This is a genomic window from Azospirillum griseum, from assembly GCF_003966125.1.
Lineage (GTDB): Bacteria > Pseudomonadota > Alphaproteobacteria > Azospirillales > Azospirillaceae > Azospirillum > Azospirillum griseum.
On the sequence record NZ_RXMA01000006.1, the window covers coordinates 13,751 to 31,645 of the forward strand.

Genomic DNA, 17,895 nt, shown 5'->3' on the forward strand with positions numbered 1-17,895 from the left:
TCATTAAGATGCGGCGGCTTCCAGCGCCGCCAAGGCGTTCAGCACCACTTGCTTGCGGTCCAGATTGGCGGATTCCGCGCGAGCGAAAAGGCGTTGCACCTTTTCCCACACCTCCACCCAGCGTTCAAGGCTGCGGGCGTTGGCCAGACGGGTCATCAGGGCGGCTTCGCCGGGAACCACCTCGGCGGGCCAGGCCCCGCGCGCCAGCGACCGGGCGAAGCGGGCCAGCCACCAGACCAGCAGCTCCGTCGCCGTCTCGTACATCCCGTCGTCGGTCTTGCGGGTCAGCGCGTCGCCAAAGGCGTGGGTGGCGGCGATGTCCAGCCGGGGCAGGGCGGACAGCAGCCCGATCATCTCGCGGTACAGCGCCAACCCGCCCGCGTCGGCCAGCGCGACGGCGTGGCCGACGCTGCCCTCCGACAGGCGGGCCAGCGCCGGGCGGTCGTCCGCCGGGATGTCGGGGCGGTGCTGGCCCAGCAGATCGACGACCGTGTCCTCCGCCAGCGGCTTCAGCGTCAGCTTGCGGCAGCGCGAGCGGATGGTCGGCAGCATGCCGCCGGGGTTGTCGCTGACCAGCAGCAGCAACGTGCCTTTGGGCGGCTCCTCCAAAATCTTCAGAATGGCGTTCAAGCCGTTGGTGTTCATGCGGTCGGCCCCGTCGATGACCGCGATGCGCCAGCCGCCTTCCGCCGAGGTGCGGTGCAGGAAGGGGGCGATCTTGCGCACCTCGTCCACCGCGATGTCGCGCTTCAGCCGGTTGCGCTTCTCGTCGCGCTGGCGTTCCACCGTCAGCAGGTCGGCGTGGCCGCCGGAGGCGACGCGGCGGAACACCGGGTGGTCGGGCGACAGGTGCAGCGAGGTCGCCGGGGCGCTCTCACCGAACAGCCCGCCCCCGGCGGCGTCCTGCGCCAGCACGAAGCGGGCGAAGCGGTAGGCCAGCGTCGCCTTGCCGACGCCGGGCGGGCCGCCGATCAGCCAGGCGTGGGGCAGGCGGCCCGAATTCCAGGCGTCGATCAGGATCTGTTCGGCCGCCGCCTGCCCGGTCAGGTCGGGATTCCGGCGGGCGGTCAGGCCAGCATCCTCGTCGGCCACGGCGGCAGCGGCGGCGCGGGCCTTGCTCACGGCGCAGCCGTTCCGGTGGGAACCGGCAGCCGGGTTGCCACCGCGTCCCACACCCGCGCCTGCACCGTGTCGGCGTCGGCGTCGGCGTCGATCACGGCGCAGCGCTCCGGCTCGCGGGCGGCGATGTCGCGGAAGCCGTCGCGCAGCCGCTCGTGAAAGCCGATGTCCATCCGTTCGTAGCGGTCCTCGCCCCCCGCCCGCGCGGCGGCGCGGCGCAGGCCGCTGCGCACGTCGAGATCGAGGATCAGCGTCAGGTCGGGGCGGAAACCGTCCAGCGCCAGCGCCTGCAACGCCGCGATCCGCTCGCGCCCCAACCCCAGCCCATAGCCCTGGTAGGCCATCGTGCTGTCAAAGAAGCGGTCGCACAGCACCCATTGCCCGGCCTCCAGCGCGGGCCAGACGGTGCGTTCCAGATGGTCGCGGCGGGCGGCGGTGTGCAGCAGCGCTTCGGTCACGGCCCCCCAGCGGCCGGGATCGCCCGACACCAGCAGGGCGCGGATCTCCTCCGCCCCCTGGGAGCCGCCGGGTTCGCGGGTGGTGACGACCGGCAGGCCGCGCGCGCGCAGGCGTTCCGTCAAACGGCGGATCTGCGTGGTCTTGCCCGCCCCTTCGCCACCCTCCAGGGTGATGAAGCGGCCCTTGGCTGCGGTCATCGCCGTCAGCCCTTCGCGCCGAAGACGAAGTATCTCGCCGCCGCGAAGGCGCGGCCCAGGAAGCCCAGCTTCTCCACATCCTGCGAGGCCACGACCGGAACCTCCTTGCCGGGGAAGCCGGGGGCGGTGATGACCACCTTGCCGACGACGTCGCCCTTCTTGATCGGGGCGCTGACCGGGGCGTTGCTGACCAGCGACACCTTCATGCCCGCGCGGTCGGCGCGCGCCATCGTCACGTTCAGGTCGCGCGGGACGGAGACGGGAACCGTGTCCTGGTCGCCCATCCACACCGGCACCTGTTCGATGGTTTCGCCGCTGCGGAACAGGGAATAGGTGGCGAATTCGCGGAAGCCCCATTCGATCAGCCGGGCCGATTCGTCGGCGCGCGCCTGCATGCTGGGCAGGCCGTTGACCACCAGCAGCAGCCGCCGCCCGTCGCGCTCGCCCGAGGCGGTCAGGCCATAGCCACCGGCTTCGGTGTGGCCGGTCTTCATCCCGTCCACATTCATGCCCCGGTACAGCAGCGGGTTGCGGTTGCCCTGGGTGATGCCGTGATATTTGAACTCGCGGATCGAGTAGTACCGGTAATATTCCGGGAAATCCTTGATCAGGTGTTCGGCCAGCAGCGCCAGATCGCGGGCGGTCATGTAATGGTTGGGGTCGGGCCAGCCGGTGGAGTTGGTCAGGTTGGTCCCGCGCAGCCCCAGCTCCTTCGCCCGCTTGGTCGCCTGTTCGGCGAAGGCCGATTCCGACCCGGCCAGCCCCTCGGCCAGCACGATGCAGGCGTCGTTGCCGGATTGGACGATCACGCCCTTCAGCAGGTCATCGACCTTGATGTTGTTGTGCAGCTCCACGAACATCTTGGAGCCTTGCATCCGCCACGCGCGCTCCGTCACCGGCAGCGTGCTCTCCATGGTCAGGCGGCCGCCCTTGATCGCCTCGAACACCAGATAGGCGGTCATGATCTTGCTCATCGACGACGGGGCCATCCGTTCGTCGGCGTTCTTTTCGAACAGGACGGTGTTCGAGGTCAGATCGATCAGGATCGCCTGTTTGGCGATGGTGTCGATGGTGGCGGCCTGCGCCGTTCCCACCCCGCCAACGCCGGTGACGCTTCCCAACCCGACCCCCGCCGAGGCCAGCGCGACCGCCAGGCCGATGACGGCCCCGGTGCGAACGACAACAGCGTGCATAGCAACATCCCTCCGAGAAAACATGATCGACCCGCCGGTTGCGACGATCATTCGATCACGATTTTGGCTTCCGTAAGGCCAGCCTGAATGATTTGGTTGAGAACGGTGTCGGCGCGCTCCACGCCGTCCAGCGGGCCGACGCGCACCCGTTGCAGGCGCTGCTTGCCGACGGCGGTGTTGCTGACGCTGGCCGGTTGGCCAAGCGCGGCGAGCCGGGCGCGGAGCTGGTTGGCGCGTTCGGCGTTGGCGGGCGATCCCACCTGCACGAACAGCCGTTCCCGCCCCGACACCGGGGCCTGCGCCACCACCGGGGCGGGCAGAAAACGACCGGCGACGACCGCACCCGGCACGCTGGCGGGCGGGGCGGGGGCAAGGCCGACCACCCCCGCCGACGCCGTCTTGCCCACGGTCGGGCCGGCACCGGGGCCGTCCGCCTCGACCGTGCCGCGCGGGGCCGCCTTGGGCGCGGGACCATCGGTTTTCGCCAGGATGGCCGCCGGGGTCCCCTGCCTTGCGGCGGCCGCGATGGCGCGGCTTTCCTCTGCCAGGATCTGCACGCGCACCTTGCCGACGCCGGAATGGTTGAAATCCAGCAATTGCGCGCCGCGCGGCGACAGATGGATCAGGCGGCCGTTGGTCGGCGGGCCACGGTCGTTGATCCGCACCACCACCATGCGCCCGTTGTCCAGATTGATGACGCGGGCCAGGCTGGGGATCGGCAGGGTCTTGTGGGACGCCGTCAGCTCCGCCGGGTCGAAGATCTCGCCGTTGGTCAGCACCCGCCCGCCGGAGTCGGGTTCGGCCACCGACGCCAGCCCCGATTCATCATAGGAATAGTCTTCCGCCGGGTAGTACCAGACGCCGTTGAGCTGATAGGGCGATCCCACCGTGTAGACGCCGCTGGTGGGCAGGCTGGTCGTGTCGCCGCGCTGCTGGACGCAGCCAGCCAGCGCCATCGCGCCGATCAGCGCGATCGCCCCCGTCAGCCTGCCTGCGCGCGTCATCACCAGCAACTCTGTGTCCTTGCCCTGTGCCCTTGCGGTCCGATTCCCGGTGCTCCGTCCCCCGCACTCCAGGGACGCCATGGGAAAAGGCGGGCGGCACTGTAGCCGACTTGACCCCGCGCGCCAATGCCCGTGCGACGCATGCGCAACGGCGAAGCCATGACCGCCCTCCATGCCCGCAGAGCTGCGGTGCAGCGTTGTGTTTTTGTGGGTTTTCCGGCTATACAAACACGTTGGCAGGAAGCCGTCCGATGTTCGGCTTGGTGCCCGTGCCGTCACAACAAAGCCATAAGCGACCGCCATGACCGATTTCGCCGCCGCCCGCTTCTTCATGGTCGAGGGACAGATTCGTCCGAACAAGGTCACGGATCATCGCCTCGTCGATGCCCTGTCCGAAACGCCACGGGAAGCCTTCGTGCCCGAATCGGCGCGCGGCGTGGCCTATGTCGATGACGATCTGCCCATCGGCAACGGTCGTTACCTGCTGGAGCCGATGGTGTTCGCCCGCATGCTGCAACATCTCGGCGTGCAGGCCACCGACCGCGTGCTCGATGTCGGCTGCGCCGGTGGCTACTCCACCGCGATCCTGGCCAAGCTGGCGGCGTCGGTCGTCGGTCTGGACAGCGACGCCGCGCTGACCGCCGGAGCCGCCGCCGCCCTTGCCGCGCAGGGCATCACCAACGCCACCGTCGTCACCGGCCCGCTGGCCGCTGGCCACGCCGAAGGCGGCCCCTACGACGTGATCGTCGTCGAGGGGACCATTCCGGAGCTGCCGACGGCGCTGGGCGACCAGTTGGCCGAGGAAGGGCGTCTGGTCGCCATCGTCCACGACGCGCGCGGAGTCGGCGAGGTTCGCCTGTTCCAGCGGGTCGCCGGGGTGCTGTCCAGCCGCGTTCTGTTCGAAGCCCAGCCCCACGCGCTGCCCGGTTTTGAGAAAAAAGCGTCGTTTGTGTTCTGATGACGCGTTTGGACTAAACCGTCCAGTTCACATTTGAACGGTTCTGCGTTACCGTCACGCTCAGACTTGCGCGAAAGTGGATTCCATGTCGGTGCCGTTCGAGATCGAGGTTGAAGAGTTGGACCGCCGCCGCAAGGCGGGGGACGACCTGTTCCTGCTGGACGTGCGCGAAGGGTGGGAACATGATCTGTGCGTGATCGACGGCAGCGCCCTGATCCCGATGCACAGCGTGCCGGGGCGGGTGGCGGAGCTGCCGATTGATCGCGACATCATTGTGGTGTGCCATCATGGCGGACGCAGCGCGCAGGTCACGATGTGGCTGCGGTCCCAAGGATTTGATCGTGCCATCAACCTTGATGGCGGCGTGGATTCCTGGGCGCGCCGAATTGACCCGAACATGAAGGTCTATTGATGATGACTGTGCGAAGCCGTTTTGCGCGCCACTGCCTGGCCACGGCCCTGACGCTGACCGCCACCCTGTGCGGCGGTTCCAGCGTCGCCTGGTCCCAGTCGCTGGAACAGGCGTTGGCGCAGGCCTACGCCAACAACCCGACGCTGGGCGCGCAGCGCGCCCGCCTGCGCGCCGTGGACGAAAGCGTGCCGCAGGCCCTGTCGGGGTATCGCCCGACCGCCCGCGCCACCTTCGGTGCCACCCGTTCGACCAGCGAGAGCACCTTCAGCGGTGGATCGACCGGTTCCGAAACCAATTCCAAATCGGCCAGCCTGACCGCCTCCCAGCCGATCTACGACGCCACCGTCGCGCCGGGGGTCCGCCGGGCCGAACGGTTGGTGGAGGCGCAGCGCGCCACGCTCATCGCCAGCGAACAGTCGATTCTGTTGAGTGCGGCGCAAGCCTATCTCGATGTGGTCCAGTATCAGGCGGTCTATCAGCTTCAGGCCAACAACGAGCAGGTGTTGCGCCGCCAGTTGGACGCCGCCCGCGACCGTTTCCGCGTGGGCGAATACACCCGCACCGACGTCAGCCAGTCCGAGTCGCGTCTGGCCTTGGCCGTGGCCACCAAAATCTCCGCCGAAGGCCAGCTCAAGGGCGCGCGCGCCACGTATGAGCGCATCATCGGCGCGCCTCCGGGCGACCTGAAGGCCCCGAAGCCGTCCTTCAAGCTGCCCAAGACGTTGGATGATCTGGTGGAGTTGGCGCGCTCCAACAACCCCAATGTTTTGGCCGCGACCTACACGGAGTCGGCCCAGCAGGCGGCGGTCGAGCAGCAGTATGGCAAGCTGATGCCGTCGGTCAACCTGTCGGCCACGGGGACCCGCACCTATGATCCGGGGCGCTCGTCCGGGGTCGAGTTGAAGCGGACGGACAGCGGGTCGATCACCGCCCAGGTCACGGTTCCGATCTATCAGGCCGGATTGCCCGAAGCCCAGGTCCGCGAGGCCAAGCAGACGGCGAATCAGGCCCGCATCCAGATCGAGGAGTCGCGCCGCCAGGTGGTGGAAAGCGCCATCAGCTCCTGGCAGTCCCTGCAAACCGCCCGTGCCAGCATCCAATCCTACTCGGCGCAGATCAAGGCGGCGCAAATCGCCCTGGACGGCGTCCGTCAGGAAGCGCAGGTCGGGTCGCGCACCGTGCTGGACGTGCTGAACCAGGAACAGGAACTGCTGAACGGCCGCGTCAATCTGGTCCGCGCCCAGCGCGACGAGATGGTGGCGTCCTTCAACGTGGTTGCCGCCGCCGGCCAATTGACCGCGCAGCAGCTGAATTTGCCAACGGAGTATTACGATCCGCAGGCGAATTACGAGAAAACGCGCGGAAAGTGGATCGGGACCTCGGTCGAATGATCGGGTGAATGATCGTTTGAAACGGCCCGCGAAAGCGGGCCGTTTTTGTATTGTGGCTTTTTGTCCGGGTCTGCCCTAGGTTCGTGGCAGGTTGACGTCTTGGGTTGCCACGATGAGCGATAAGGGCCAACAAGAACCATCGATGGAGGAGATCCTCGCCTCCATTCGTCGGATCATTTCCGAGGACGGCGAACCTCCGAAGACGGAAGCCCCGGCGGCTGCCCCGCCTCCGCCGCCGCCGCCCCCACCACCTCCTCCGCCCCCGCCGCCGCCGCCGCCGCCACCTCCTCCCCCGATGATGGAGGATGATGACGACGACGTGCTCGAATTGACCCAGATGGTCGATGACGATCCGATTCCCAGCATGCCGGATTTCGGCGCGCCGGAACCGGATCCCTGGAAGGACGAACCGGCCTTTCCCGATCCGCCGATGGCGTTCGAGGAACCGCCGCCGCCCCCGCCGCGCCGCCGGTCGCCGCCCCCGCCGCCGCCCGCCTTCGACGACTTCGAAGACGACGAGCCGCCGCCGCCGCCGCGCCCGCGCCGCCGCATGGTCGCCGACGACGACGGCCTGATTTCCCGCCGCACCGCCGATGACGCGTCGCATCACCTGACCCATCTGGCGCGCGAGTTGGGCGACGATCTGTCCATCGGCCCGATGCCCATCGGCATCCGCACGGTGGAGGAGGTCGTGCGCGAATTGCTGAAGCCGTTGCTGAAGGAATGGCTGGATGAGAATCTGCCGACCGTCGTCGAACGGCTGGTGCAGCAGGAAATCGACCGCATGATCCGCCGGTCGCAGAAATTCTAAGGAAAGGGCGGCACCGCGCCGCCCCGTTCGGACCCCTGTTTGAGACGCTGAGCGAAAGTTTCGGGTGATGTTGGAAAAGACGTACCGGCCCGCCGAGGTCGAGGAAAAGCACTACCGCCTGTGGGAAGAGTCGGGCGCCTTTGCCGCCGACACGCGGTCGAACGCCACGCCCTACACCATCATGATGCCGCCGCCGAACGTCACCGGCAGCCTGCACATGGGCCACGCCCTGACCTTCACCATCCAGGACGTGTTGATCCGCTACAACCGCATGCGGCGGCGCGACGCGCTGTGGCAGCCCGGCACCGATCACGCGGGCATCGCCACGCAGATGGTGGTGGAACGCAACCTCGCCAAGGAGGGCAAGACGCGCCATGATTTCGGCCGCGACGCCTTCATCGGCAAGGTGTGGGAGTGGAAGGCCGAATCGGGCGGGACCATCACCCGCCAGCTGCGCCGCCTGGGGGCCTCGCCCGATTGGGCGAAGGAGCGTTTCACCATGGACGACGGGCTGTCGCGCGCCGTCGCCAAGGTGTTCGTCGAGCTGCACCGCCAGGGCCTGATCTACAAGGACAAGCGGCTGGTTAATTGGGATCCGAAGCTGCACACCGCCATTTCCGACCTGGAGGTGGAGCAGAAGGAGATCAAGGGCAACCTCTGGCACTTCCGCTACCCCATCGACGGGGAGGAGGGCCGTTTCATCGTCGTGGCGACCACCCGCCCGGAAACCATGCTGGGCGACACCGGCGTCGCCGTTCATCCCGAGGATGAGCGTTACAAGGATCTGATCGGCAAGCATGTCCGCCTGCCGCTGGTCGGTCGCCTGATTCCCATCGTCGGCGACGAATACGCCGATCCGGCCACCGGGTCGGGTGCCGTGAAGATCACCCCGGCGCACGACTTCAACGATTTCGAGGTTGGCAAGCGGTGCAACCTTGAGGCGATCAACATCCTCGACCGCGACGCCCGCCTGAACGATAACGTGCCGGAAGCCTATCAGGGCCTCGACCGGTACGAGGCGCGCAAGAAGATCATCGCCGAGCTGGAAGCCCTGGAGCTTCTGGAGAAGATCGAGCCGCACACCCACATGGTCCCGCACGGCGACCGGTCGGGCGTGGCGATCGAACCCTGGCTGACCGATCAGTGGTATGTCGACGCCGCCACCCTGGCCAAGCCCGCCATCGAGGCGGTGGAGACCGGCAAGACGGTGTTCGTGCCCAAACAGTGGGAAAACACCTATTACGAGTGGATGCGCAACATCCAGCCCTGGTGCATCAGCCGTCAAATCTGGTGGGGCCACCAGATCCCGGCCTGGTACGGCCCGGATGGCACCTTCTTCGTCGAAGAGACGGAGGCCGCCGCCCGCGCCGCCGCCGCCAAACACTACGGCTCCGACGTGGAGCTGACGCGCGACGCGGACGTGCTCGACACCTGGTTCTCGTCGGCGCTGTGGCCCTTCTCGACGCTGGGCTGGCCCGACCAGACGCCGGAGCTGGCGCGCTATTACCCCACCGACGTTCTGGTGACGGGCTTTGACATCATTTTCTTCTGGGTTGCCCGGATGATGATGATGGGCCTGCATTTCATGAAGGATGTGCCCTTCCGCACCGTCTACATCCACGCCCTCGTCCGCGACGAAAAGGGGCAGAAGATGTCGAAGTCGAAGGGCAACGTCATCGACCCGCTGGAGATCATCGGCGAATACGGCACCGACGCCCTGCGCTTCACCCTGTCGGCGATGGCCGCGCAGGGCCGCGACATCAAGCTGGCGGTCAACCGGGTCGAGGGCTACCGCAACTTCGCGACCAAGCTGTGGAACGCCGCGCGTTACTGCCAGATGAACGGTTGCGAGCCGGTGGCGGGCTACCGCCCGGTCGGGCTGACGCAGACGGTCAACCGCTGGATCGTCGGCGAACTGGCCGACGCCGCCCGCAAGGTGGCCGAGGCCATCGACGCCTACAAGTTCAACGAGGCGGCGAACGCGGCTTACCAGTTCACCTGGGGCAATTTCTGCGACTGGTACATGGAGTTCACCAAGCCGATCCTGGCCGGAACGGACGAGGCGGCGAAGGCGGAGACCCGCGCGACCACCGCCTGGGTGCTCGACCAGATCCTGCATGTGCTGCACCCGATGATGCCCTACATCACCGAAGAGCTGTGGGAGCAGCTCTCCCCGGCCCGCGCCAACCGCCTGATTGCGGCGGAATGGCCGGTCTATGGGGCGGAGCTGGTCGATGCGGCGGCGCGCGATGAGATGAACTGGGTGGTGCGGCTCATCACCTCCGTCCGTTCGATGCGCTCGGAAATGAACGTGCCGCCCGCCGCCCAGATCGAACTGAAGCTGAAGGACGCCGGTCCCGGCAGCCTCGCCCGTCTGGACACCCACCGCGACCTGATCCTGCGCATGGCCCGCCTGTCGAGCGTCGAACCGCTGGTCGGCCCGACGCCGAAAAGCGCGGTCCAGGCCGTGCAGGACGAAGCCACGCTGGTCCTGCCGCTGGAAGGCATCGTCGATCTCGACAAGGAGCGCGCGCGCCTGACCAAGGAGATCGACAAGCTGTCCGGCGAGATCAAGAAGATCGACGCCAAGCTGTCGAACGAACAGTTCGTCGCCAAGGCCCCGGACGAAGTGATCGAGGAGCAACGCGACCGCCGCGCCGCCGCCGATCAAGCCCGCGACAAGCTGCAAAAGGCGTTGGACATGCTGGGGGCGTAAGCCTCCTCATCGGCGGCACCGACGGCGTTACCCCGCCGTCGGTGTTGTCAGCGCGCGCGCGCCGCGTCCAGAATCTCCCGCGACAGGGCGTCGTCATCGGTCAATAGAGCTGAGATGACATGGTGCTAAAGCTCAGAATAGTCTATGATCGTGCCGCTCTATCCACAGGTTTATGCAGTGGGCACACATGCCAGTATCACATCAGACTGCGGTTTATTGAGGGTCGTTACTCTCATTAATTTCCGATATACGTTTAGTTTCTTTTTCTATGTCAAAAACAATTTTCTCCACTTCTTGGGAGAATTTTTCAAAAACTACGTGAGCCGAGCCTGAAAGATGCGGCCCGCTATCACGAATTCTGATATCGAGATTCGGTATAAAATCTATACTTCCTCTTGCTCCTGGTCCACACCTAAAAATTTCAAGCTCATTTCGTGTCTCGCACCATTTGTTTATTGGAACATCTCTTAAAGCAGTATGCGGAATCTCTATATTTGTTTTTGAAAAATCGATCAAAAATCCTATTTGGTTGGCTGATAAAGAAAGAATTCTATTATGTTTTTTCTTGTTATTGCGTTCGCATATTTCGTAGAGGAAGTCATTTCCGCCGCGATAGGCTTTTGTCTCCCTTATCAAGGATAAAATATCAGGGTGAACATTTTTGCATTTACTTTTAATGGATTTCTCATATGTATCATGAGCATCTCCTATTGGAAATGCCGCATGACCTGGAGATTTCCCTAGAAATCGAATTGAATCGCATATTGAATGATCAAGGGCCTCTCGAAATAAGGAGATAATCTCCGATGCATCTAAATATAGATCTTTAGGAATTCTTTGATGAAATCGAAATTTAATTACAAAATCTCCAGATTTACCATCAATTATCCTAATGACATCATGGCTTAATTTGCGGAGAAACTCTTGGCAATGGAGGTGGAATTCACTATTCCTTTTTTTTGCTCGTTCTATTAATAGTTTTGAGCTTTCAAAATAATCGATATCTATATATTCTTGTTCCACTTTCTTCTCCATAAGAAGCAGTGAACTTATTTTACCATATTTGATATGTGCGATCCAGCGGCAACGTTGAAATTATCTTGATGTGGCGCATGATGTTTCTTACAAGAACAAACAAATGTATAAACCTTATCAATAAATTGATCTAATTTATTGAATTCAATTTTCCTCGATAGGACAAGGTGGGTGGCACTCATCATCATTCATCTGTATTAAAAAACAATGTGTGGCGACACCCAAATCGGACGCCGCCGCCGCTCTTTCCACCGCGTTATGGTGCCATGAACACGCTCTGATGCTTGCGGGTTTCACCGCTTCCCAGATCCTTGGCCAGCACACTGACGTCGGTCGAGCCGGACTTCACCGCGCTGGATGGGATTTTCACGAAGACGCGGTAGGTGGCGACCTGATCGGCTTCGGCCCCCAGGGTCAGGCTGGCCGCACCGCCGGTCTCACCGGCCACCGACAGGCTGGCACCGGGCAGCCCCTCCACCGTCACCGTGTAGCGGCGGTTGATCGTGGTCTTGTTCAGGATCTTGATGGTGTAGGCGTTCTGGATGTGCCCGTCGGACAGGGCGACGAACAGCGGGGCGCGGTCGCGCAGCACGCTGACGTCCAGCGTCGGGCGCAGATACAGCGCGATCGCCATGATGCAGCCCACCGTCAGCATGATCAGCGAATAGACGACGGTGCGCGGGCGGATCAGCCGGACCCGTTCGGTGGAGCCGTCGATCTTGGCGATCTGGTTGGATTGGGTGTCGAACTGGATCAGGTGGCCGGGCCGCCCGATCTGCGCCATCACGTCGTTGCAGGCGTCCACGCACAGGCCGCAGCCGATGCAGGAGATTTGCTGACCGTTGCGGATGTCGGTCCCGGTCGGGCAGACGAAGACGCACTGCTTGCAATCGATGCAGTCGCCCAGCCCCGCCGCCGCGCGGTCCTCCCAGCTTTGCGACTTGCGCAGCGGCGCGCGGCCTTCCCCGCGCCAATCCTCGTAGGTGACGAGGAAGGTGTCCTCATCGACCATCGCCGATTGGAAGCTGCGCCACGGGCAGACATAGATGCAAATCTGCTCGCGCGCCCAACCGGCAAAGAAATAGGTGGTGGCGCTGAACAGGGCGGTGAACAGGATGACGCCGCTGCCAACCTCGCCCGTCGCGATCTCGCGCATCAGCGTCGGCGCGTCGTTGAAGTAAAACACCCAGGCCCCGCCGGTCATCACCGAAATCAGTATCCACACCGCGTGTTTCAGCGCCTTTTTCCCCAGCTTGGCCCCGGTCATCGCGGTTTTGTCCAGCCGGATGCGCTGGGTGCGCGGCCCTTCGATCTTGCGTTCGACCCACATAAACAGGTCGCTCCACACCGTTTGCGGGCAGGCGTAGCCGCACCAGACCCGGCCGAACAGCGTGGTGGCGAAGAAGATGCCGAAACAACCGATGATGAGCAGGCCGGTCAGGTAGTAAATCTCCTGCGGCCAAATCTCGATCCACAGGAAGTACGCCCGCCGCCCCACCATGTCGAGCAACACCGCCTGATCGGGAATGCCGGGGCCGCGCTCCCACCGGATCCAGGGGGTGATGTAGTAGACCGCCAGCAGCGCGATCAGTGCCGCCCATTTCAGGCGGCGGAAGGTGCCGCGCACGTCGGCGGCGTACACCTTGGGCCGGTCGATGAACCAATGCCGCACCGGCTCCTCCTGCGGCGCGCCGTGCGGCACGTCGGAGGCGGAGCGGGGCAGGGGATCGGCGTGCTTTGCGCGCGCATCGGAAGAAAGCGTATCGGAAGAGCGCGTATCGGAAGACTGGGACATGGCAGGCATCCTCGACCGTCGGGGTGACGTCGTTGGTCAGCGTAGTCCCTCGTCTATAAGCGTTCCGTGATGAAGTCACATTGCGCGATGTCAATCGCTTGGGCGGTTCCGCCCCGCCCGCGTTGCAACCCTGCCTGTCGCCTCACACGCTCTCGCCGCGCAGTTCGGCCAACCCGTCGTGATAGGCGCGGTCGAACACCGCTTCCAACCGGGCGTTGGTTCCGCGCAGCCCGGCGACGACGGCGTAGGCCCATTCGAAATACTCGATCTTGCGCGACAGCGGCCAATCGGCGGGCGGGCTGGCGGCCATCGACCGCAGGTTCGACACCTTGTCGGCCAGCTTCACCAGCTTGGCGCGTTTGGACGCGGTGGGGGCGGCGTCGATCTGGTGTTGCTTGCGTTCGGCCTTTGACATCCGCTTGTCGTCGGTGGTTTCGGCGACCACGCGCACCACCTCTTCGCCGAACAGCTCCTCGATCTCCTCGAAACTGGCGTCGGTGTCTTCCAACGTGTCGTGCAGCAGGGCGGCGATGACGGCCACCGGGTCCTTGCCCTCCGTCGCCTCGGCCACCAGCAGCGCCACTTCGGACAGGTGGTTGACATAGGGTTCGGCCCGCACCCCCTTGCGGCGCTGGTCGATGTGCTTGTGCGCGGCGAAATCCAGCGCGCGGGCGAAATCCAACAGGGGGGCGTGCAAGGAGGTGTTGGGCAGGGGGGCGTGTGGCTGGCTCATGGAGTTCTTTCCGTTTCGGCGCTACCCTGGCGCACGCAATTCCGCGCGCAAGGACCGCCGATGTTCACCCGTTTCTTCTTCGATCTGCGCAAGGCTGGCGTGCCCGTCTCGCTGACGGAGTACCTGACGCTCATGGAGGCCATGACGCGCGGCGTCGCCAACTTCCGCGTTGAGGAGTTCTATTACCTCAGTCGGGCCTGTCTGGTGAAGGACGAGCGCAACCTGGACCGCTTCGACCGCGTGTTCGGCGCGACCTTCAAGGGGATTGGCGACGCGACAGCCGACGGGACCGACGAAATCCCCGTCACCGACCTGCCCGACGAATGGCTGCGCAAGCTCGCCGAACGCTTCCTGACCGAGGAGGAAAAGGCGCGGATCCAGGCGCTGGGCGGTTGGGACAAACTGATGGAAACGCTGGCCCAGCGCTTGGCGGAGCAGAAGGGGCGGCACCAGGGCGGTTCCAAATGGATCGGCACCGCCGGAACCTCCCCCTTCGGGGCCTATGGCTACAACCCGGAGGGCGTGCGCATCGGCCAGCGCGAGAGCCGCCACCGCCGCGCGGTGAAGGTGTGGGACAAGCGCGAGTTCAAGAATCTCGACGATGGGGTGGAGATCGGCACCCGCAACATCAAGGTCGCCCTGCGCCGCCTGCGCAAATTCGCCCGCAGCGGCGCGGCCAGCGAACTGGATCTGCCGGGAACCATCCGCGCCACCGCCGCGAACGCCGGGTGGCTGGATCTGAAAATGGTCCCGGAGCGGCACAATTCGGTCAAGGTCCTGCTCTTCCTCGACATCGGCGGGTCGATGGACGACCACATCCGCCTGATCGAGGAGCTGTTCTCCGCCGCGCGCAGCGAATTCAAGCATCTGGAGCATTTTTATTTCCACAACTGCGTCTACGAAGGCGTGTGGCGCGACAACGCCCGCCGCCATGTCGAACGCACCCCGACCCTGGAGGTGATCAACACCTACCCGGCGGATTACAAGCTGGTCTTCGTCGGCGACGCCGCCATGTCGCCCTATGAAATCACCTACCCCGGCGGCAGCGTGGAGCATTGGAACGAGGAGGCGGGGCAGGTGTGGATGCAACGCCTGCTGTCGGTCTACAGCCGCGCCGTCTGGCTCAACCCCACCCCGCGTCCCTATTGGGACTATTCCGAAAGCACCCGCCTCCTGACCAAACTGATGGACGGTCGCATGTTCCCCCTGACCCTGGAGGGGCTGGACGCGGCGATGCGGGAGTTGGTGCGCTAACGGGCAGGTTCATCGCCCAAACGAGCGGCCATCGTCACCCAAGCACGAACCGAGGCGGATCAGGCGGTGGCTCCCCATGCGCGGGCGGGGACCGGTCAGCCCGCGTTGGTCGCCGCGCCGTTGGCGGCTTCCAGCGGCAGGATGCGCAAGGCGTCGTTGACCACCATGGTCCGGTGCCGGGGAAAGGCATCCGCCGCCATGTCCAGCAGCGCCGACAGGCTGGGGTAATCGCCGCTTCCGGCCAGACGGATGTCGTCGATCCAAATGGCGCAGCGGTCGATCAGGTCGGGGCGGCGCGCCCGTTCCGCCTTCAGCGCGGCGATTTCCGCGCGGATCGGGGTTTCCACCGCGCCCCGCGCCGTGCCTTCGCCGGAATAATGGCCGTCCAGCCAAAACAGCGCCGGTTGGTCCAGCGCCGCCGCCACCGCAGGCAGAACATCGGCGCTGTCGCCCTGCACGCAACGGATCCGGGGCTGCCCGGCAAAGCGCGCCAACGCGGCCTGATGCAGCGCGACGGACAGCTCGATGGTTGTCACGTCGAAGCCAAAGGCGGCCATCCGCGCCGCCGTGTCGCCGTGGAACGTGCCGGTTTCGATGAAGCGGCTCAGCCCATGCGCGTGCATGCAGCGGAACAGGTTCAGAACCTTCAGCACAAAGGGCGGGTGGGCAGGCTGCTGCGCGATGCTCCATTCCAGGATTTCGCGCGCGACGTCAGCGTTGAGCGTGACCCCGATCGACGGGATCGCGAAGCTCTGGTTTGACATGGGGCGTGATCCTCTCGCAGCGGCGCGGGGGAGCTTACCCCCGCCCGGCCCCCGGCATCAACCGCCACGCCGCCGCGTCCGCCTCTGGCGCTGTTCAGGAATGGGGGGTAAGCTCAGGGCATGGAAAAGGAGGCCGCAGCCATGCCGCAACGCGCCACTGTGACCGTTCGGGCGGACGCGCTCCCCCCGGAATACGCCGCCCTCATCCGCCCCCGTCCCCTGCCGTCGGACATGGTGGAGGTCACTCTTGCGGTCAAAGAGCCGACGCCGGACCAATGGCTGGCGAACGCCCGCGCTGGCATCGACAAGGGCCGCGCGGAAATCGACGCCGGGTTGGGGATTGACGGCGACGCGGTTTTTGCGGACCTGAAACGAACCTTCTGCAAATAACCGTGCGCAAACTTGTTTTTGCCCCTTCGGCGCGAAACGAAATCCTCACCATTGCGACGGACATTCACAAAGAAAACCCTGCCGCCGTCGGCATGTGGGTCCTCAACCTTCAGGAAACATGCAAAAAGATCGCGGCTTTTCCCCGTATGGGGCGACAGCGGGACGACATCCTGCCGGGCACCTTCTTGTTTCCTTATAAGAAACACCTGATTTTCTACGAGATCAGAGACGACAGCGTGACAATCCTGCATGTTGTCCATGGTGCGCGAAATTTGCCCGATCTCTTCCCCCCTGAAGACGCAACAGCCGAATAGCTTCGGTTGACAAAATAATATTAACTAAAAGTTAAGGTTGTTTCGGGGAGGGGGAGCTTACCCCCGCCCGGACCCTCGCATCAACCATCGGGCCTCCGGAGTCGGTGGCATCCGGTGGCGCGGGTGAGCTGCTCGTTCGGGAATGTGCATTTAATCCTATCATTCTGGTGATCGGTGCCGGACACTGGCGCGTTTCACTCTCCAGCCCACGGAGTCGCTCCATGCCCGATTGCCTGAACCCCACCACCCCCGCCACCGACTGTTTTCCCGCCTGGGCGGAGGAGCCGCCGGTCGTGAAAGGGTCGTTGGTTCCCGACTCCCGCTTTCATGAGGAATTGTGGGTGATGGCCGCCGGGATGCTGGCGCGCGGGGCATCGTTTCAGCAGGTCGCCCGCGCCATGGGGTGCAGCCGCACCACCCTGTGGCGGGCCTATTACGGGTCGGAGGCGTTGCGCGTCCGGGTGTGGTGGGAACGGCAATCGCTGAACCGCGAGGCGGAGTTGCGGCTTGGCTCCCTGCGCGCCTTGGCGGTCGAGCAGTTGGAACGGTTGGTGTCCCTTGGCGATCCGGCGACGGTGCGCTGGGTGGCCGACCGGCTGGGCCTGTTCGCCGAACCGCGCGCGGTGAGCGGGATCGCGGCGGAAACCGCCGCCGCGCCCAACCCGACAGGCAACCCGACACGCCCGCCCGCCGCCGCCTCGGCTGACCCCACCCCGCCGCCCAGCGGCCCGCCCACCGTTCAACCCATGGAATCAACGGCCACGGAATCAACGGCCACCGAATCAACCCCCACGGAAACCTCTCCAACGGAGGCCGCCACCACGGAAGCCACCCCCTCCGATTCCGCGTCCGGCGACACCGCGCTCCCTGCTCCCGCGCCGCCATTCCCCGCGTGCCCCGACGCGGCGCGGTCCCCGGACTCCTCGCGCCTCGTGGCCTCCATCGCCGCCACCGGTCCGATCCCCGACGACGATGCCGATCCCGGTGCGCTGCGCGAGCGGTTCCCGCCCGATCCCGAGGCCATCGCCGCCCTGCTGGCCCGGCCGGAGGCGGAGGGGCCGAAGGGCGTCTATCCCTGGACGCTCAACCCCGACGACCGCTTTCCCAATCTGGGATCGGTCGCGGAACGGCGGGGCGGGCGCGGGGCGTGGTCGCGCCGAACCTGACGCGCGATGGATGGGATGAAACAGCGGGCGGAAAACCGGTGCACAGCGTTTCAAACGTTCCATTCACCACCCCGAACCGCCATCGGCCCCCACCATCGGGAATGGTCGCTCCACCACAGGCGCGACGGAACCGGATTGCCCGGATGCGGTGCCGACGGCAAGGGCAGAGGACGAATCTGGCCGT

The 17,895-nt window shown here is 65.1% G+C and carries 17 protein-coding genes; 9 read left to right on the forward strand and 8 right to left on the reverse strand.

What is annotated here, in order from left to right; all coding sequences use genetic code 11:
• Window positions 1–3 precede the first annotated feature (3 nt).
• The 4 genes from EJ903_RS08285 to EJ903_RS08300 are packed head-to-tail and all read right to left on the reverse strand — an operon-like array spanning window position 4 to window position 3,972.
• Entirely contained in the window at window positions 4–1,122 is a 1,119-nt protein-coding gene (locus EJ903_RS08285) for a DNA polymerase III subunit delta' (protein WP_126614029.1), read from the reverse strand.
• The gene (tmk, locus tag EJ903_RS08290) at window positions 1,119–1,775 is read right to left on the reverse strand and encodes a dTMP kinase (protein ID WP_126614031.1); all 657 of its coding nucleotides are present in this window, start codon (window positions 1,773–1,775) and stop codon (window positions 1,119–1,121) included. The genes EJ903_RS08285 and tmk overlap by 4 nt, the downstream gene beginning before the upstream one ends.
• A gap of 5 nt (window positions 1,776–1,780) precedes the next feature.
• The gene (locus tag EJ903_RS08295) at window positions 1,781–2,968 is read right to left on the reverse strand and encodes a D-alanyl-D-alanine carboxypeptidase family protein (protein WP_126614033.1); all 1,188 of its coding nucleotides are present in this window, start codon (window positions 2,966–2,968) and stop codon (window positions 1,781–1,783) included.
• 47 nt (window positions 2,969–3,015) lie between these two features.
• Window positions 3,016–3,972, reverse strand: a complete 957-nt coding sequence (locus EJ903_RS08300; protein WP_126614035.1) for a septal ring lytic transglycosylase RlpA family protein — start codon at window positions 3,970–3,972, stop codon at window positions 3,016–3,018.
• Window positions 3,973–4,273: 301 nt separating this feature from the next.
• Here EJ903_RS08300 and EJ903_RS08305 point away from each other — a divergent pair, with 301 nt between their 5' ends.
• From EJ903_RS08305 to EJ903_RS08325, 5 genes are all read left to right on the forward strand, one after another.
• Complete coding sequence (locus tag EJ903_RS08305; protein ID WP_126614037.1) at window positions 4,274–4,930, forward strand: protein-L-isoaspartate O-methyltransferase family protein; 657 nt, start codon at window positions 4,274–4,276, stop codon at window positions 4,928–4,930.
• 85 nt (window positions 4,931–5,015) lie between these two features.
• Window positions 5,016–5,342 carry a rhodanese-like domain-containing protein gene (locus EJ903_RS08310; RefSeq protein ID WP_126614039.1) on the forward strand — a complete coding sequence of 109 codons (327 nt, stop codon included), beginning with the start codon at window positions 5,016–5,018 and terminating at the stop codon, window positions 5,340–5,342.
• Window positions 5,342–6,733 (forward strand): TolC family outer membrane protein, encoded by a 1,392-nt coding sequence (locus EJ903_RS08315; RefSeq protein WP_246015348.1) that lies wholly within the window; start codon window positions 5,342–5,344, stop codon window positions 6,731–6,733. Before EJ903_RS08310 ends, EJ903_RS08315 begins: the two co-directional genes overlap by 1 nt.
• Window positions 6,734–6,875: 142 nt before the next feature.
• Window positions 6,876–7,544, forward strand: a complete 669-nt coding sequence (locus tag EJ903_RS08320; RefSeq protein WP_281274755.1) for a DUF2497 domain-containing protein — start codon at window positions 6,876–6,878, stop codon at window positions 7,542–7,544.
• A 67-nt stretch (window positions 7,545–7,611) separates the two neighbouring features.
• The gene (locus EJ903_RS08325; RefSeq protein WP_126614043.1) at window positions 7,612–10,260 is read left to right on the forward strand and encodes a valine--tRNA ligase; all 2,649 of its coding nucleotides are present in this window, start codon (window positions 7,612–7,614) and stop codon (window positions 10,258–10,260) included.
• 213 nt (window positions 10,261–10,473) lie between these two features.
• On the opposite strand, the gene EJ903_RS08330 is transcribed toward EJ903_RS08325, so the two are convergent.
• The 3 genes from EJ903_RS08330 to EJ903_RS08340 form a co-directional block, all read right to left on the reverse strand.
• Entirely contained in the window at window positions 10,474–11,283 is an 810-nt protein-coding gene (locus EJ903_RS08330; RefSeq protein WP_126614045.1) for a hypothetical protein, read from the reverse strand.
• A 268-nt stretch (window positions 11,284–11,551) separates the two neighbouring features.
• On the reverse strand, window positions 11,552–13,090 hold the full coding sequence (gene ccoG / locus EJ903_RS08335; RefSeq protein WP_126614047.1) for a cytochrome c oxidase accessory protein CcoG: 1,539 nt from the start codon (window positions 13,088–13,090) through the stop codon (window positions 11,552–11,554).
• A gap of 142 nt (window positions 13,091–13,232) precedes the next feature.
• The gene (locus tag EJ903_RS08340) at window positions 13,233–13,823 is read right to left on the reverse strand and encodes an HD domain-containing protein (protein ID WP_126614049.1); all 591 of its coding nucleotides are present in this window, start codon (window positions 13,821–13,823) and stop codon (window positions 13,233–13,235) included.
• Window positions 13,824–13,883: 60 nt separating this feature from the next.
• On the opposite strand from EJ903_RS08340, the gene EJ903_RS08345 reads away from it, so the two are divergent.
• Complete coding sequence (locus EJ903_RS08345) at window positions 13,884–15,077, forward strand: vWA domain-containing protein (protein WP_126614051.1); 1,194 nt, start codon at window positions 13,884–13,886, stop codon at window positions 15,075–15,077.
• Between the two features lie 95 nt (window positions 15,078–15,172).
• On the opposite strand, the gene EJ903_RS08350 is transcribed toward EJ903_RS08345, so the two are convergent.
• Window positions 15,173–15,841: a class I SAM-dependent methyltransferase gene (locus EJ903_RS08350; RefSeq protein ID WP_126614053.1), complete on the reverse strand. Its 669-nt coding sequence runs from the start codon at window positions 15,839–15,841 to the stop codon at window positions 15,173–15,175.
• 141 nt (window positions 15,842–15,982) lie between these two features.
• On the opposite strand from EJ903_RS08350, the gene EJ903_RS08355 reads away from it, so the two are divergent.
• The 3 genes from EJ903_RS08355 to EJ903_RS08365 all read left to right on the forward strand — a co-directional run bounded on the left by EJ903_RS08355 (window position 15,983) and on the right by EJ903_RS08365 (window position 17,711).
• Window positions 15,983–16,231 (forward strand): hypothetical protein, encoded by a 249-nt coding sequence (locus tag EJ903_RS08355; RefSeq protein ID WP_126614055.1) that lies wholly within the window; start codon window positions 15,983–15,985, stop codon window positions 16,229–16,231.
• A 2-nt stretch (window positions 16,232–16,233) separates the two neighbouring features.
• A complete protein-coding gene (locus tag EJ903_RS08360) occupies window positions 16,234–16,545 on the forward strand; it encodes a type II toxin-antitoxin system RelE/ParE family toxin (protein ID WP_158627902.1) in 312 nt (103 codons plus the stop codon).
• 221 nt (window positions 16,546–16,766) lie between these two features.
• The gene (locus tag EJ903_RS08365) at window positions 16,767–17,711 is read left to right on the forward strand and encodes a hypothetical protein (protein ID WP_126614060.1); all 945 of its coding nucleotides are present in this window, start codon (window positions 16,767–16,769) and stop codon (window positions 17,709–17,711) included.
• Window positions 17,712–17,895 lie beyond the last annotated feature (184 nt).